15 protein-coding genes and 2 tRNA genes are annotated in these 17296 nt (G+C 34.2%); 7 read left to right on the top strand and 10 right to left on the bottom strand.

All coding sequences use genetic code 11. The features are described 5' to 3' along the window. Positions 1–82: 82 nt before the first annotated feature. From AAA915_RS01710 to AAA915_RS01730, 5 genes are all read left to right on the top strand, one after another. Complete coding sequence (locus tag AAA915_RS01710; RefSeq protein WP_038522165.1) at positions 83–283, top strand: helix-turn-helix domain-containing protein; 201 nt, start codon at positions 83–85, stop codon at positions 281–283. A 10-nt stretch (positions 284–293) separates the two neighbouring features. After that, positions 294–545, top strand: a complete 252-nt coding sequence (locus tag AAA915_RS01715) for a hypothetical protein (protein ID WP_038522162.1) — start codon at positions 294–296, stop codon at positions 543–545. A 3-nt stretch (positions 546–548) separates the two neighbouring features. Next, the gene (locus AAA915_RS01720; protein ID WP_038522159.1) at positions 549–815 is read left to right on the top strand and encodes a DNA-packaging protein; all 267 of its coding nucleotides are present in this window, start codon (positions 549–551) and stop codon (positions 813–815) included. Between the two features lie 244 nt (positions 816–1059). Continuing rightward, positions 1060–2493: a DNA primase family protein gene (locus AAA915_RS01725; protein ID WP_038522156.1), complete on the top strand. Its 1434-nt coding sequence runs from the start codon at positions 1060–1062 to the stop codon at positions 2491–2493. 366 nt (positions 2494–2859) lie between these two features. Continuing rightward, positions 2860–3165: a hypothetical protein gene (locus AAA915_RS01730; protein ID WP_038522153.1), complete on the top strand. Its 306-nt coding sequence runs from the start codon at positions 2860–2862 to the stop codon at positions 3163–3165. Between the two features lie 1295 nt (positions 3166–4460). Here the strand turns inward: AAA915_RS01730 and AAA915_RS01735 are convergent. From AAA915_RS01735 to AAA915_RS01745, 3 genes are all read right to left on the bottom strand, one after another. Continuing rightward, positions 4461–4844 (bottom strand): hypothetical protein, encoded by a 384-nt coding sequence (locus AAA915_RS01735; RefSeq protein ID WP_038522150.1) that lies wholly within the window; start codon positions 4842–4844, stop codon positions 4461–4463. A gap of 349 nt (positions 4845–5193) precedes the next feature. Beyond that, positions 5194–5265, bottom strand: a tRNA-Gln gene (locus tag AAA915_RS01740). Between the two features lie 8 nt (positions 5266–5273). Next, positions 5274–5345 (bottom strand) — tRNA-Glu (locus AAA915_RS01745). A gap of 196 nt (positions 5346–5541) precedes the next feature. Between AAA915_RS01745 and AAA915_RS01750 the strand changes: the two genes are divergently transcribed. Beyond that, positions 5542–6552, top strand: a complete 1011-nt coding sequence (locus tag AAA915_RS01750) for a serine hydrolase domain-containing protein (protein ID WP_338199326.1) — start codon at positions 5542–5544, stop codon at positions 6550–6552. A gap of 27 nt (positions 6553–6579) precedes the next feature. Here the strand turns inward: AAA915_RS01750 and AAA915_RS01755 are convergent, their stop codons facing one another. From AAA915_RS01755 to AAA915_RS01770, 4 genes are all read right to left on the bottom strand, one after another. Further along, positions 6580–6756 (bottom strand): hypothetical protein, encoded by a 177-nt coding sequence (locus AAA915_RS01755; RefSeq protein ID WP_338199328.1) that lies wholly within the window; start codon positions 6754–6756, stop codon positions 6580–6582. Positions 6757–7040: 284 nt separating this feature from the next. Further along, positions 7041–8507: a GH39 family glycosyl hydrolase gene (locus AAA915_RS01760; protein WP_338199330.1), complete on the bottom strand. Its 1467-nt coding sequence runs from the start codon at positions 8505–8507 to the stop codon at positions 7041–7043. Positions 8508–8530: 23 nt separating this feature from the next. Then, positions 8531–9727, bottom strand: a complete 1197-nt coding sequence (locus AAA915_RS01765) for an MFS transporter (RefSeq protein WP_338199332.1) — start codon at positions 9725–9727, stop codon at positions 8531–8533. A gap of 18 nt (positions 9728–9745) precedes the next feature. Further along, positions 9746–12139: a DUF4982 domain-containing protein gene (locus AAA915_RS01770; protein ID WP_338199334.1), complete on the bottom strand. Its 2394-nt coding sequence runs from the start codon at positions 12137–12139 to the stop codon at positions 9746–9748. Positions 12140–12244: 105 nt separating this feature from the next. Here AAA915_RS01770 and AAA915_RS01775 point away from each other — a divergent pair, with 105 nt between their 5' ends. Continuing rightward, a complete protein-coding gene (locus AAA915_RS01775) occupies positions 12245–13348 on the top strand; it encodes a helix-turn-helix domain-containing protein (RefSeq protein ID WP_338199336.1) in 1104 nt (367 codons plus the stop codon). 127 nt (positions 13349–13475) lie between these two features. On the opposite strand, the gene AAA915_RS01780 is transcribed toward AAA915_RS01775, so the two are convergent. The 3 genes from AAA915_RS01780 to AAA915_RS01790 are packed head-to-tail and all read right to left on the bottom strand — an operon-like array spanning position 13476 to position 17121. Further along, positions 13476–14948 (bottom strand): GH39 family glycosyl hydrolase, encoded by a 1473-nt coding sequence (locus AAA915_RS01780; protein WP_338199338.1) that lies wholly within the window; start codon positions 14946–14948, stop codon positions 13476–13478. A 6-nt stretch (positions 14949–14954) separates the two neighbouring features. Continuing rightward, entirely contained in the window at positions 14955–15917 is a 963-nt protein-coding gene (locus AAA915_RS01785) for an alpha/beta hydrolase (RefSeq protein WP_338199340.1), read from the bottom strand. A 1-nt stretch (position 15918) separates the two neighbouring features. After that, positions 15919–17121, bottom strand: coding sequence for an MFS transporter (locus tag AAA915_RS01790; protein WP_338199342.1), 1203 nt, complete (start codon positions 17119–17121; stop codon positions 15919–15921). Between the last annotated feature and the right edge of the window lie 175 nt (positions 17122–17296).

The raw sequence follows: 17296 nt of genomic DNA on the forward strand, positions 1-17296 counted from the left end.
TAATAGCCACAATTTTGTTGACAAGATAACGAGAATGCTTTATGATTCTTTTGTAAACGAATTTGTTGCTAAGGAGGGAACCATGAAGTTAACAGAAAAACAGATTTTGGCACTTAAACGTAAACGAGGAGAAGAAAATTTAAGTATTAAAGAACTAGCAAAACAAGTTGGCGTTAGTCGATGGACCATCAGTCGAATTATTAAGAGTCAACCAAATTTGTCCTCTACTACTATTGAGAAAGTAAAGGATTGGCTAATTGATCAGTACACTACAATCAGATAGGAGAAAAGCTATGGAAAGAAAAATCAAAGTAACCAGTGAATTCGACAATAAGTTTATTCAAATGGCAACAGAAAGCTTGGATATTCTCTATTGTCTGACTATCCTTTCAGACAAAATAACTGAAATAGAAAGTCCTAGCGACTTAACGCTAAATCAGTTAAACGAAATATCTGCTTTAACAAATGTAATTAAGAGTTTTACTAAGCGTTACAGCGACTTAGTGAATAATTCGTACATGCTAACTTATTGTGGAGAGGAATAAACCATGGAATTCAAATTAGATCAAGAACAAAAAACAGACCTACAAAACTATGTTTGTGGTCTGATTAAAGACAGTATTAAAAAAGTAGCATCCCCTCAGCAGCCATATTTAAACCGTGTAGAGATTGCAAAGTACTTTGGTGTAGCTCCATCTACTATAACTTATTGGGCCTCTCTGGGGATGCCAGTGGCTATCATTGATGGTCGCAAACTATATGGTAAGCAATCCATCACGAAATGGATTCAGAGCAAAGAAAAAACCGTTTCTTAGACAACCACGAAAAAGAAAACGGTATTTAGATAATTATAACATCTAGAAACGTGCAAGTGAATTAATCTTAGATGTTTAACTGAAAAGGAAATAAATTATGAGTCAAGACAACGAAGAATTAATCAAATGTTTAAATGAAATAAACCAAAGTCTGAAAGATATAAATAGCTCACTTAAAAGTCTGAAAATTATAACAGCTTGTGTCGATTACTAATACAGTATTCTAGAAAGAGAGGTTTCAAATTTGTCTGATAATAAACCACGAGCAATTACCATAGACCCTGAGTTAAAGGAAAAATATGAACAATTAATCAATAAAACTGTTTGTTGGATAATAATTGATAAAGATGGCAAATCTAAAGTCAATATTTCTGAGTTAGGCAATACTATTCTTGAAGTAAATAATTGCATTATCGTTGAGAACGGCAATAAAGACGATTTTTACGAGTATAACGAAGTAAAAGGGTACTGGGAGCTTAGAAACATTAAAAGCATTAAGAGCGTTATTACAGAGCTTTTAAACAGATATAACGTGTGGACTGATCGAGTAGCCAGGGATGCTTTTCATTTTGTTTGTGACAGCATTAAGCGTGTTAAATGGAAAGATACGTTTGGCAAAAAACAAGGTAATTATTTCAACTTCAAAAATGGTGTTTGGAATTGGGATGATTTCAAATTGCAAGAGCATTCGCCTAAGTACTATTTTACATCATGTGTTGATTATGACTTAGTCCCCTTTGATGTAGAAAAAGAGTTAACTAATATCAAGAATAAAAAAGCAGCGCAATTTGAAACAACTAAGTGGCTTTGGAAATCGTTTGGCGAAAACATAACTCCAATAATGGAATTGATCGGTTATTCTTTCTACCCCAGTTACAAGCCCATTCAAGCTTTTGTTTTGATAATAAGTAATGGTGGTGACGGTAAAACAACTTTTGCCAATTACCTGCAGACGCTATTAGGCCAGGAAAACGTTGCTCATGTTTCTCTAGAGAACTTGACAGATGATAAGAGCAACAACTTCAGTCTTTCAGAGCTAGCTGGTAAATGGCTAAATATCCATGATGATATTTCAAAGTCCTTTATTAAGAACCCAGCTATTATCAAAACCTTAACAGGTGGCGGTGAAATGAACGCTCCAGTAAAAAACAAAGCTGATATCACCTTTTCTAACCATGCTAAACTGCTTTTTATTGGTAACGAAGAACCTAGCTTTTCCGATACCAGCAATGGCTTTAAGCGCAGGGCAAACATAGTTCACTTCATGCGAATAGAAAACTTTGATAAAGCCATCGATACTGAAAAAATAAGAAAAGAACGTGGTAAATTTGTTTATTTATGTATTTACATAGCAGAGAAAGCCATGGCTAAACATACTCTCACCCAAACTTTATCAATTTTGAAAGCAAGAAACAAATGGCTAACTGACAACGATCTAGTTCAGCAATTTATTAATGAAAATTACATTCAAAGTGAGGGTTCAACAGTAAACCAAGAAAATTTATATCAGACTTATAAAAATTGGTGTGATGACAATGGAATTAAACATCCCCTCACAATGACTAAACTCAAAAACGAATTAGAAAGAAAAGGGATAGTACGAATTAGCAAACAATTGAGATTATCAAACGGCAAAAGACCACGCCTTTATTTCTACAAAAATATCAAAGCTAAATAACTAAGGGAACAAAAAACAATCCTCATAAGCACTGACATATCAGCAAAGGAACCCATGTGAACAATTAAAGAACAAAATTCAAAATGACCAAATCGCTTGAATAACTAAGTAAGGAACAAAGGAACACTCTTATATTAAAACAGCAGAAGATATATATAATATATATACTATATATACGTGCGTGGCTAAAATCGTTAAAAAAATTTGTTCCTTGTTCCCAACCTTGATACTGTAAGGCTTAGGTCTGTTTTTAAATTTGTGACAGCACAAAAATAATTGTGACAAACACCTCTATACATTCGCTAATCAGTTTCAAAAAGCGTGAATGGTCAATTACCTTTTATAGAAAGCAAGGGAATTAAATTTATGTATTACTCACTTGAAGATATAAACAACTTTAATAAATTAGATTTTGTTATGCAGATTGAAAGAAAATCTGGTAAACATGCTGCTATTCATTTCTGCGATTGTATGACATTAATTTTAAAAAAAGCTGAACACAGCGATTACTTTGATGAAATGAACGATAAGCTAAGTTGGTCAAGGATAGCCGTTGAACATGATGGTACCCCTACACTATTCTGTGGTTCCTTTTCAAATAAGACATTTTATATCTACACCATAAAAGGTAATCAAATTAAACGTGAGGTCAAGCAACTAGAAAATATTTAGTAAGTAGATCAGGATGCAGTCGTAAAGTACGGCTGCATTTTTTATGCTAACAAATGCTAACCTTATCAATGGTTTACTAGCAGGGATGCTGCGGTATCAAATCAGTACCGCAGGTATAATTTATAGCCCCCCTACTCTTTTTTATTTACAGGAGCCGCAACATGTGGTGTTCGCTTGCGTGACAGACCTAATTTCCAAATTTTTTTGGTAAGGGGGGTAAAAGTGACAAAGGTTGATTTAACGGCTTCTATGGTGCCTGAAACAGTACCTAACTGGCTTAATAATTACGGAAAACATGTAAAAACGAATATGTTTGTTTATGCTAACGAATGCTAACTTTATTCACGATTTATTTAGCTGTGTAACCAATAACTCACCGCAAAGAATGGTATAGAGAAAATTGCAGACAGACCTTTCGTACAATGATACGAGTTCTGAGTGCAGTAGCGGCAAAAATTTTGTGTGCAGCTTTGCACATCTTTTTATTTGTAAAAATGCCTATACAATGGTACTGGTTGTGATTTCATTTGCACCCTAAATGTTGGAAAATGTTTGCTTTTTATTCAGAAGCAGTAACTAATTATTAATGTCAGGGATGCCAAAATGTCAAATGTGTGTTGAAACTCTATTGTTACAGATATTTTTGGATTAAATGATAACGTGAAATTACTCAAATATCTTAATAAGTCCCGTATAACATTATTTCTAAAGAGAGTTTACATAATATAAAGCTGTTCTTCAATCAAGACTGTAAACAATTCGGTTACTAGAAAGGGAGCCTTAACGTGGGGCCCCCTTATTATATTTAGTAATTAAAAAATGCTCTAAACAGTTTAATCACTTAAAAACCAGTTTTGGTTTTAAAATATTTAGCAATCATGCTAATTTTTATGCCCAATCCACATTTGGTTTGGGGTGCAAAATAAGTTAAACAACCTAAATTTTATTTCAATTGCAATAACTACTGTGAAAGCACTAGGACAATCCAATTTTGGCTTTTTCTATGATTAAAAAGGAGTGTCCATTTCGTTCACCCCTTTGAATAATTCATAAAAAAGTGTGCAGTTTTCAAAAAAGTGTGCAGCGACAAAATACGCTATATATCAGCATTTTTGACAGTTTTTGTTAAATAAATATCCTAGTAAATGCTAGTATTTGCTAGGATTATTTCTTTTTAACTAGTTGAAATGGTCGCCTAATAGTAGATTAAAAACCTGAAAAAACTTGAACACTTTTCCAAAATCAAACTTTTCAGTCTAAATAAAAAGCTGTAGTACATAGAATGGTACTGCAGCTTATTTTATAAACTTAAATGACGGGTTTAGATTCATTTCCTTTTGGATTTTAGCAAAATTTTCCATAAACTCATCAATTGCTATGTGCTTTAAATCATAATAGCGTGATTGTTTGCAACCAACATCCCCCATTACTACACGATTAGGTTTATCAAATATATACACCCCAGTTAAGATTTTTCTTGATTTTTCTGAACAAGCCTTAATTGCTTTAACAGTACATGTGGTAATATTCTTAGCATACTCAATTCTATTGTTTGTTTTAACGCCTTTAAATCTATCTACGGGACCTTTTACTAAATCAGCTTTATGTTGCCCTGAACGAGCTGCAAAGACGCTGAAATCACGTTTAAGAAAAGTTCTCACGTCTTCTTTATACTCCATTTTATGTTCCTCTTTTTGGTTAACACTTTATTTTTAACTACAGTTTGCAGTTCTATCCAAAATATGAAGTCTTTTTACTAGTACTACTCTTTAATTTAACATTTCTTAAAGAACTTTCAATTTACTTGGTATCCCTTTAAATCACTTAAAAATTAACGTTTCCCATTAACCAACTATACCAATTTAGCTAAATATTTAAGATTAGCCCACTTGCACGTCTGCCTTAAAATATGAAGTCTAATATGAAGTTTTTTAGCCCATTTTGAGCTAGTTTCAGAAAATTTGAAAAAACAAAAATGCCTTTATACCAGTGTTTAAACCACCTGATATAAAGGCAAAAATGTAATTATTGGGATATCCGGGCTCGAACCGAAACATGCAGGAACCAGAAACCTGTGCCTTACCATTTGGCTATATCCCAGTGTTAAATCACCCGCACGAGAATTGAACTCGTAACTCCACCTTGAGAGGGTGGCGTCTTAACCATTTGACCAGCGGGCAAAATCAACAGTAATTATTATGCTTGAAGATACACGCAATGTCAAGTAGTTTTCACGCTTTAGCGGTAAAAATTATTGAACAATTCTTTTGACAATCGAATCATCATTTTCAGTTCACTTACAGTAACCACATTTTTCAAAATTAATTTGAGAATTGTATATAATAGAGTAAGATATTTTATCAAAGGATAGTTTTTATGATTGACTACTCAAACACCCAGAACTTAATCGAATCAATGGTTACAGAACGGATTGTACCTGGCGTGAATTATGCTTTTATTAAAGATGAACAGGTTTTTACTTCGACTGTTGGCTTTGCGAGTACTTACCCCAAGGTGACGCAACTTAGCCCGTTTGCCATTTATGATTTAGCCAGTCTGACTAAAGTGATTATCACAGAAAATATTTTGCTTAAACTATATCAAGAGGGACAAATAAATTTTACCGAACCACTGCATGATTTTATTCCTGAATTCAAAGATGAACGCGTACGTCTTTTTCATCTTTTAACTCATACCAGTGGAATAAGGGGCTGGATAGAAAATCGGGATCAATTATCACATGACGAATTAATCAAAGCCATCATTCATTTACCTGTCACAGACGAGTTTGAACATAAAATGCGCTATGCCGATACGAATTTTATCTTGTTGGGATTAGTTGTTAAAAAGATATTTGGACAACCAGTTCAAGATGTTGGTCAAAAATTAATAATAGAGCCTTCAGGTTTAAAAAACACGACATTCAATCCTCCAAAAGACTTATGTGTTCCCACTGCAGTTTATCAAGGAAGAGTTTTACAAGGAATTCCTCATGATCCAAAAGCACGCCAATTAGGAAGTGATTGTGGATCAGCCGGCCTTTTTTCTTCAATGAACGATTTGGTTAAGTTAAGTAAAGGATATTTGGGCTTAGATAAAAATGTATTACCCTATAGTCAAAACATAGTCGCAAAGCTATTCAACAATAAAAATCCTGCTGGCTTAAAACCTCGTTCATGGGGTTGGGATCTGCGTTTTGATCCCCAGCTTCACTATCCCCTAATTCTTCATACAGGATTTACTGGTGTTCTGATGCTTCTAGACAGAGTAAAAAGATCTGGATTAATTCTTTTGACCAATCGCATACACCCTACTGGCCACAATCAAGTCTTCTTAACAATGAGAGAAAAAATCATTCAAAGTTTTTTAAAAGAAAACGACCAATAAAAAACAGCTTCTATAAGAAGCTGTTTTTTAACTCTTTTTACGATTTGGCCAAAAATGATAAACTAGATCTACTACAGCTTGAGCAAGCATGCCGCCAGCCATCCAGTACATCCCCATCATCATATTGCCTGTAAAAGTAAAGTAAGCAGTAATAGCGTATACTACCACCCACAAGACCTTAAAAAATAAGTTATCACACATCATTTGTAAAAAAACTCCCTTCAATTCACTTAGAATTATACCGTTTTTAAAGTAAAAAAGGTGGTGGAATTTTGAGTTATTTAATCACACAAAAGCTCAATTTTCGTTATAATTTGCTCTAATTGTTATTATTTCAAAATGTTTACATTCGTAAGCATTAATGAACTTTTTTCGAAAAATTTTTTGATAAAAAGCTTTTCGATCATTTTTGTGAGTTATGTAATTTAATTACTTTTTCAACTATCAAAAAAGACTTTAAAATCTTAATTTTAAAGTCTTTTTATTTGTTATTCAAAATAATTAGAAACTGTAATCAAAGCGCACGATTGTGGCATTAGTTCCAAGTTAATTTTGCCATCTTGTATTTTTAAACTTTCCCCTTTTAGTTGTGAAGCAACACGCAATTCCTTAACTTGATCCTTGTTAACATAGGTTGGTTCACCCATCTCTTGCCACAATTTCTTTGGATTAGCATGATTTTCATCAATTCTGTTAATTTCGCAGTTACCACTAATTGTTTTATCTAAATTAATTTCTAATTGTTCTGTTTTTATCGGCTCTTTTGGTACGTTATGGTTATATGCCACAATTTGCAAATCATTACCTTTTTGAACAGCTAAAATTTCTGCAGTAGCATTATTATTATCTTCAACTTTTATTCTTTGATTACCAAGATTGTGGAATATTTCAAATAATCTATAAACAGGTTTCTCTATACCATCAACTGTTTGCATACCAAAACCACCATGAAAGACACCAGGCTTTTGGGATTCTTCTTCAAAAATGTCTGAGAATGCCCAATAATCATACCCTTCAACTAGTCCATCATTATCTGCTAAAGTCTTAGCTACCATTGCTGCTCCATAAGGAGTATCATGAGCGGAATCACCAACCATCGCCGAAACGCTCCATTCTGTATAAAATAGTGGATAGTTTTGAGCTTCTTCTCTTGTCTTCGAAGTCATAACTTTGAGTATTCCTCGAGGGTAATCTTGTGGGACTCCATTTGTCTTTTTAAAAAATTCGTCAATATCCATGCCGCTTTCCCACAATGGATCATCCGTTGGATAATGATGTGTTGAAATAAAATCTAGAGGCAAATGCTTTTTCTGACAAAAAGCAATCATATCGGGTATCCAAGAATTGTAAGATGTAGCTGGACCGCCAAAACGTAATTTATCATCAATTTTCTTAGCTGTTTTTACAGTGATTTCATATAAGTGGAAGTAATCTTCTTTTGTACCTGAGAAAAAGCGTGATAAATTTGGCTCATTCCAAACTTCAAAGTACCATGATTCAACCTCATCTTTACCGTAACGTTTTAGAATATGCTCTATGAATTTAGTAATTAGTTCCTCCCATGCCTTATCGGATTTAGGCATTGAATTATTGCCGCCATAAGGAAAGATTTGATTCTTTTTTGAAGCTAAACAAGTTGGCATAAAGCTTAATTCTACAAAAGGTTTCATGCCAATTTTGAGTAAAAAATCATAAATTTTATCAATATTAACAAAATTATAGGTGATACCTTGTGATTTGCCCGTAAAATCAAAGTTTTCAATGCAAACACTCATCTCATCGTCAAATAAGCCATGAAAACGGACAAATTTGATACCCATATCTTGGTGTACTTTTGTTAATTGCTTTTGATAATCTGCTCTCAATGCAGTATAAGCGTGACTGCTGCCAACACACATTTCCCAATAATGTGGGAAAGCTTTCTTAGAATCTGAATTTATCTTAAAATTTAACATGTTATTAATCCTCCTACTGTAAATTACTTATTATTATCCGCACTCTTTTTTACTCTTGTACCGAACCTAGTCAGTAGTAATACTAAGGCCGTGGCTACTGAGACAGTTATGCCAGCCATGAATGAATCGTGGCCCGGTGCAATTTTCACTGCCGCTAATAACATTGGTACAATCATCCCTGCTACTGAACCAATTAAAGTATTAATAGAAACCGCTAATGGAAATTGCTTTTGATCAGTTAAAATTGACATTTCATACGGTGCTGTGGCGTTTACTAATACAATTCCCATACCTGAAAAGGCGTTGCCAATGATGTGCAAAACAACGTTAGATGAAAACACAATGCAGATGAAAGACAATGCAAATGCAATGAAACCCCAAGCAATCGTATCATCCTTAGTAAACTTTCTAATATATGTTAAAAATGCCGCAGTTAAGATGCCACCAATATTACCTAGCGCTGTTACCATCGCTACATAAGCAGTCCCTTTATTTTGAGTTGCTAAAACAATAGACTGATTAGATAAAAAAGTCATCATTGCCAGTGAAAGCATAAAGTTAATCAAATACAAGACGTAAACATAACCATTAAGGTGAGTTAATAAAGTCCAAAAGTTATTTTTTTGAGCATCTTTACTACTATTTTGATCGGTATTTGCAAGCTTTTGATCTTGCGGAATTAAAAATAGTGCCAAAGCAAAAACTACTAGACCCAAGCCATAGATCCAGAATAAATTGCGCCAGTTACTGTTACCCAAAATGCCACCCAGGGCGGTAAAAATCATCATACCTACATTGGTAACACCGGTAGCCCAGCCCATGGTAGTGGCGCGAGCTTCACCTTCAAAATTTTCTTGCAACAAAACCGGAACAACATTGGTGATAGTACCAGTACCAAAGCCGACCAATACCATGCACGCCAATATCAAGTTAAGACTGTTACTGTAGATTGCTGGTATTAAGCCACCAATTGCTACAAATAAAATAGCCATTAAGCCCAAATTTTTTCTGGTCATTTTAAAGGTTAAATAAGCAAAAAATATTGTAGAAATAATTTGGCCAAGTTGTGGTATAGAACCTAGCAGCTGGACTTTAGAAATTGGTTCTTTAGGAAATGATCTTGCTATTGCCGCAATCGCTGAAGTAACGGCTGTACCCAGCATCAAGAGCAAATTCATACTCAAAATACCTATTGCTTTTGAAATTTGTTTTTTAGTCATGAAAGTTACCTTCGTTTCTTAGTTAATATCCACATTAAGTTTAGGCAAAACACTTTCTTGGTGTTTTACAATCACAACTGCTTTACCAGAAAATAGCTTAATTTTACTTAAAGAATATTCGCTGATATCAGAAGGGTTGCCATTAGTCAATCCGATAATCTGACCATTATTTACTTTAATTTGCAACGAACTATTATCATCAGGCACAAAGTTATTTTGTCCATCAATTGCCTTTAACTCAAATAAAGTACAATTTTTACCCTGATACAAAATAGCAACTTTTACTTTACTAATTTTGCCACTGGTTTCCTTTTTATCTTCTAGAACAACTTTATCGTTCACGTAACCTTTAGCTAAAAGTTCTCCTGGTTCATATTCAACCTGCCAATTACATTCATAGTTTTTAACAGCTTTTTTGCCTAAATTTTTATGGTTAATAAACAGTTCCACCTCATCCAAGTTTGAAAAAACTCTGACCTTCGTTTGGTCATTTTCAATTGTTAAATCAGTTTTATTCCAAGAAGGCATGAGATGAAGTACCGGCTGATCTTGCCACTGAGCCTGATAATAATAGAAATAGTCTTTAGGCAAGCCACCTAAATCCATAATCCCAAACTGAGAACTAATACCCGGCCAGCCAAATGGTGATGGTTCTCCATAATAATCAAAAGCAGTCCATAAAAATACACCACCCATATATCGATGCTTATGTAGGTAAGACATCACAGTTTCAGGGCGTGCAGTTCCACCTACTCCCGGATCTCCTGGCTTTCTTTTTCCAGGTAAAACCATTGAATATAAAGAGCCAAAATTATTAGTGTGGCAGTTTTCAGCATCATCTTTGTAAATACCGCGTGTTGAAAAATATGATGCATTTTCAGTGCACATCATTGGTAAGTTTGGATGACTTTGATGAATAAGTTCGGCTCCTTCACCCATTACACCTGCTTCAGGATAATTGACACCCAATATATCAAAATACTTGATATAATCGTCATTTACTTTTCCCTCAGGATTTAACAATTCTGCAGAAATTAATAAGGTATCAGGAGATAAATTACGAATAATTTCTGTGATCTTTTTTACTGAACGACAACCATATTCTGTATTGCCGATAATCTCTTCATTGGCAATTGACCAAAATGCGATAGATACATGGGACCGACTTTTCTTTACCATTTTAGTCAAATTTCTTAATCGCCAAGGTGTAGCCTCTAAAAGACGGTTTTCATCAACTAAAATTATTCCTAAGCGATCACAGGCATTTAACAATTCTTCGGAAGCAAAGTGGTGTGAACTCCTAAGCGCATTAACTCCCATTTCCTTTAGTCGTTTGACTTTAAAATCAATAATATCTTGGTTCAAAGCAACGCCAACTCCACCAAAATCCTGGTGCTCACATACACCCTTTAACAAATAAGGTTTGCCGTTTAAATGAAAACCATTGACATCATAGCTGACTGTTTTAATACCAAAAGTTTGTTCTAAAAAGTCACCTTCAATCTCCAATCTTGCTTGGTATAAATTAGGATGCTCAGGCGACCATAATTTTGGTGATTTAATCTTAAAAATTTTATTAAATTGTCTAACCGAATGAGACTGTATTATCACATCCGCAAAATCAATTTGATTGGTTTGATTGATTGTGAGTTTTGGAGCGACAGAAACAGGTTTGTTCAAATCATTTTTGACAGCAAAGCTGACCAATATTTTGGCATTTTGTTCATTTGTTTCAACTGTTCTGAAGTAAAACTCATCGCTTTCGAAATGGATTAAATCTCTGATTTCAATCCAAACATTTTTATAAATCCCGGCTCCTTCATACCACCATCCTTCAGAACCAGTAGTAGTATCAGTACGCACTAATATTACATTCTCACCATCATCAGCGAACCTAATTATTGGGGAAATGTCATAGTCTATCCCTACATAGCCACTGTCATTGTGTCCCAAATAACAGCCATTAAACCAAATGTCACTTGATCCCATAATGCCATCAAAATGTAACAGATATTCCTTATCTTCCGGTGAAGTTGTTGAAAGTTTAAATGTTTTGCGGTAATAGGCTATTCCGTCAAGCTTAGAGCCTGTCATCAACGTATTTGGATCATTTCGATATGGCTCACGTCTTTTCCAATCATCAGGTATGTTAATTTCCTGCCACGTTTTATCTAAAGACTTAATAAAATCTGTACCAGCTAAATTCTGTAAACCTTTATCGGGTTCACCATTAGATATCAAGTTTAAGAAGTGACTACCTCCCGGACCAACTGGTAGAATATTACCAGTTTCATTTTCAAGTGGAGCAGTTAGCCCGCCAAAAGCATATGATTTTTTTGCTACTAATTTTGGCTTTTCGATTTCACCAAAGTGAAATTTCCAGTTATAATTTAAAGAAATAGATTCGTTCATATTTGCCTCCATTTTTACTTTACAATGTTATTATAAGCGCTTTCATAGACTAACCAGATATACTTTTTAGTGTTAAATTTAACAAAATTAGTGTTAGGAGAAAAAATGAATCGTCGAATTTATATGTCTTACAAGGCAATTCAAAAGTACTTGTCATTTTGTTTTTTAAAAAGACATCAAAAAATTTCTTTGCTGGATGCAATTTTGCATTTATACCAAAAAAGTAATTTTTCGTATGAATTGCCTAACACCTCAACTTCTTTAATCAAGACTTATAATAGTTTTTCACTCTATCAATGTTTGCAAAATTTACCTGTAGACGTAACAGCCATTATCCAAAAGCCCCAACAGCTATATAAAAATGTGTCAGAGTCTTATTTCATGTTTGCAGAAAAAGATGCTAAAATTTTGCTTCAGTTTCAAAATGAATTAGTTCATTATCATAAACACGATTACTTTGAAATAGACTTAGTATTAGATGGAGAAACCAAGTGTTTTGCCAGTAATTCAGTCTCTACCTTACACAAAGGTGACTTAGTAATAATTTCACCTGGTACTTCTCATAAAATAGAAGTCATTGGGAGTAGTATCGTTATCTGCATTGTGATGAAGAAAAGTACTTTTGATAATTCATTTTTTAACTTAATAAAAGCTGATAACATACTGGCAGATTTTTTTAACAAATGCCTTTATAGTTCAACCGAAAACTATTTAACTTTTAACGTTCAAATCACAGAGAAAATTTTAGAAATAATCCAAAATATATTCATTGAATCTTATTCTTCTTTACCACAATCAAACGCAATTTGTTGTGACTATATTTCTATTTTATTATCCTATACTCTACGCGGTTTAAGCGAGTCAAATAATTTCAAAACTTACGATAATGATCTGACCAATAGATTTGCTAAAATCATTAATACTATTAAGGTTAACTGCGATACTGTTAAGTTAAAAGATTTGGCTCGTCAATACAATTATGATAAAGCGTATTTAGGAAAGTTGATTTCTAAGAAAACAGGACATTCTTTTAACTATTTACGCAATTACTACCGCATACAAAAAAGTTGCAATTTACTGAAATATACGGATGACAGTATAAACAGCATCAGCGAACAAGTTGGCTACAGTTCAGTCAACAGCTTTGAAAGAAGTTTTCAAACTGTACTCCACCTCACCCCCAGCGCATATCGCAGAAAACCTGAATAATTTTAATAGGTGATACTCAAATTTTAATCAAGTTTCTCACAATCAATTTATTATTCAAAAACCAACTTCGACATAAAGTTCAAAGTTAATTTTAAGTTATATTCAAGTATTTATTTACAACGCAGATTTAATTCTGGGTAAAATAATTTGAAATAGTGATGAGCGCACATGATTGCGGTAGTAATTCCAAATTTATCTTGCCACTTTTTATAGCTAATTCTTCTGCGACAAGCTGAGAAGCAAAACGTAATTTTGCTACTTGTTCTTTGTCAACATAAGTTGGTTCTCCCATCTCCTGCCACAATTTCATAGGGTTAGCATGATTTTCATCAATTCTTTTAATTTCACAGTTTCCATTAAACTCGTTGTCAAGTTTAATAGCCAATTGTTCTGTTTTAATTTTGCCACTGGGCACGTTATGGTTGTAAGCAACTATTTGTAAGTCATTGCCATTTTGAACAGCCAAAACTTCAGCAGTACTATTATTGTTATCTTCAACTTTAATTCGTTGATTACCAAGGTTATGGAAAAATTCAAATAAGCGATAAACTGGTTTTTCAATGCCGTCCACCGTCAGCATACCAAAACCACCATGAAATATTCCGGGTTTTTGCGACTGCTCTTCAAAAATGTCAGAAAAAGTCCAGTATGAATAACAATCCACCAAACCGTCATTATCTGCCAAAGTTTTGGCAACCATTGCTGCTGCATATGGTTTATCATGAATAGCATCACCTAGCATGGCTGAAACGTTCCATTCAGTATAAAACAATGGGTATTCAGCTGCTTCTTTCCTAGTTTTACTAGTCATTTCTCTGAGGATGCCACGGTGATAGTCAGTTTGTTTTCCTTTAGTTTTCTTGAAAAATTCTTCAATATCCATGCCACTCTTCCATAATGGATCGTCAGTAGGATAATGATGTGTTGAAATAAAATCTAAAGGCAAATTATTTTGTTGGCAAAAGTTTACCATGTCTGGAATCCAAGAATTATAAGATGTGGCAGGTCCACCAAAACGTAATTTATCATCAATTTTCTTAGCTGTTTTTACAGTGATTTCATACAAGTGAAAATAATCTTCCTGTGTACCAGAGAAAAATAGTGGCAAATTTGGCTCATTCCAAACTTCAAAATACCATGATTCTACTTCATCTTTACCATAGCGGTTAATAATATGTTTGATAAATTTAGCAATTAGATTCTCCCACGCTTCATCAGATTTAGGCATGGAATTATTACCACCATAAGGAAAAATTTTATTCTTTTTTGAAGCTAAACATGTTGGCATGAAACCTAATTCAATAAAAGGCTTCATCCCTATCTTTAATAAAAAATCATATATTTTGTCAATATTAATAAAATTATAAGTAATTCCCTGGGATTTGCCGTCAAAACCAAAGTTTTCAATGCAAACACTCATCTCATCGTCAAACAGGCCATGAAAACGAACATATTTAATCCCCAGTTCATTATGTACTTTTGTTAATTGTTCTTGATAGTCAGATCTCAATGCGGTATAAGCATGACTACTGCCAACACACATTTCCCAGTAATGAGGAAATGGTGTTTTAATACTTGAATTTACTTTAAAACTTAACAATTTAGGTTAGTCTTCTCCTTTCATTTTTTCAAAATCACTGATTGCAGCCAGTTTAAGAGCAAAATTATTTTCTAACCACTTGGCACATAAATTGGTCCATTGATTAACAACGGGAGAAATTTGAGATTTAGAACCAGCAGCAGCTTGTGAAGCTAGGCTTAGACCATGGGTACCTTGATCAAAAACATGAATTTCATACGAGATATTATTTTTAGCTAAAACAGAAGCCAGTTCCAGTGAGTGAAGAGGGTTAACCAAAGGGTCTGTTGCAGTAGTCCATATGAAAAATGGTGGTGTGTCATTGTCAACATGATCTACAGCACTCATTTTTGTTTCGAAGTTTTTATCCGGCCTCTCTGTACCACATGTGGCAACATTTGAAGCTTTCATAAAGTGATAGTCCATAGGATTATTCTTTTTCTTTTCAAGATCGGCATCTAAAAGATGATAATCAGTAATTGCATAACCAAGAATGGCAAAAGCTGGACGTAAATCATTTTTATCAACATTTAGATATTCCGTTAAGACTGGCTCATTAAATTCAGTTGAATAAAGTGCAGCAACATGTCCACCGGCTGAAAAGCCACATACTCCAATTCTTTCAATATCAACGTGCCATTTTGAGGCATTTTTTCTAATCAATAACATAGCCTGACCGAGTTCTCTTATCTGCTTAGGATAAATCGTTTTCTCCTTCTTGGGTAAAGGCTTTGACAAGTCTGGCATTTCTAATGTACCTGTGTAATATGTAGTATATCTTAGGACAAAAGAATGATAGCCAAGCGAAGCAAAATACATGGCAATAGGTTCAGCTTCACGATCCGAACAACTGAAGTAGCCCCCACCTGGACATATTATGACTGCTGGCCGACCTTCACCTTTTAAAGTTTCTGTTGAATCATCCAAAACATATGTTGTTAACGAGGCAGATTCATTTTCTTTACCTAAAAATATTTTCTCAACTCTCACTTTAATTCTCTCCTTTTTCTTTATTTTGTTGTTTTTCTACTCGACTACCGAATCTGGTAACAAACAGTACACCAGCCGTAACAATTGAAACAACTATCCCAGCCATGAATGAATCGTGGCCCGGTGCAATTTTCACTGCCGCTAATAACATTGGCACGATCATGCCTGCTACAGAGCCAAGTAAGGTATTGATTGAAACTGCTAACGGAAATTGCTTTTGATCAGTTAAAATTGACATTTCATACGGTGCTGTGGCGTTTACTAACACGATTCCCATACCTGAAAAGGCGTTGCCAATGATGTGCAAAACAACGTTAGATGAGAACACAATGCAGATGAAAGACAGTGCAAATGCAATAAAACCCCAGGCAATCGTATCATTTTTGGTAAATTTCCTAATATAAGTCAAAAATGCAGCCGTTATGATACCACCAACATTCCCTAATGCTGTTACCATTGCGACATAAGCAGTTCCCTTATTTTGTCCAGCCAAAACAATAGATTGGTTAGATAAAAAAGTCATCATTGCCAGTGAAAGCATAAAGTTAATCAAATACAAAACGTAAACATAACCATTAAGGTTTTTTAATAAAGTCCAAAAGCCAAGTTTTTTACTGCCCTTATTGTTTTTATTATCATTCGAGAGTTTTTGGTCCTGTGGAATCAACACTAGTGCTAAAGCAAAAACTACTAGACCCAAGCCATAGATCCAAAATAGATTACGCCAGTTGCTACTTCCAAGAACTCCACCTAATGCAGTAAAGATCATCATACCTACATTGGTAACACCGGTAGCCCAGCCCATGGTAGTGGCACGAGCTTCACCTTCAAAATTTTCTTGCAACAAAACCGGAACAACATTGGTGATAGTACCAGTACCAAAGCCGACCAATACCATGCACGCCAATATCAAGTTAAGACTGTTACTGTAGATTGCCGGTATTAAGCCACCAATTGCTACAAATAAAATAGCCATTAAGCCCAAATCTTTTCTGGTCATTTTAAAGGTTAAATAAGCAAAAAAAGCAGTTGAGATGATTTGACCAAGTTGAGGTATAGAACCTAGCAGCTGGACTTTAGAAATTGGTTCTTTAGGAAAGGACTTTGCTATTGCCGCAATCGCTGAAGTAACGGCTGTACCCAGCATTAAGAGCAAATTCATACTCAAAATACCTATCGCTTTTGAAATTTGTTTTTTAGTCATTTTCTTCTCCTTCTATCTATGGATTCGCTTTCATTTTTACTTTAAAGTATATTAGTGAATTTTTGCGATAACCATAGTCAAAAAACAGGGAAATTATATTCATTTCCCAGTTTTTTTAAAAAAAATAAAAAAGTCCGACAAAACAGCCCTATCAAAACAGCTATTTTATCGGATT

This window comes from Lactobacillus rizhaonensis (genome assembly GCF_036246345.1).
In the GTDB taxonomy this organism is placed as follows: Bacteria; Bacillota; Bacilli; order Lactobacillales; family Lactobacillaceae; genus Lactobacillus; species Lactobacillus rizhaonensis.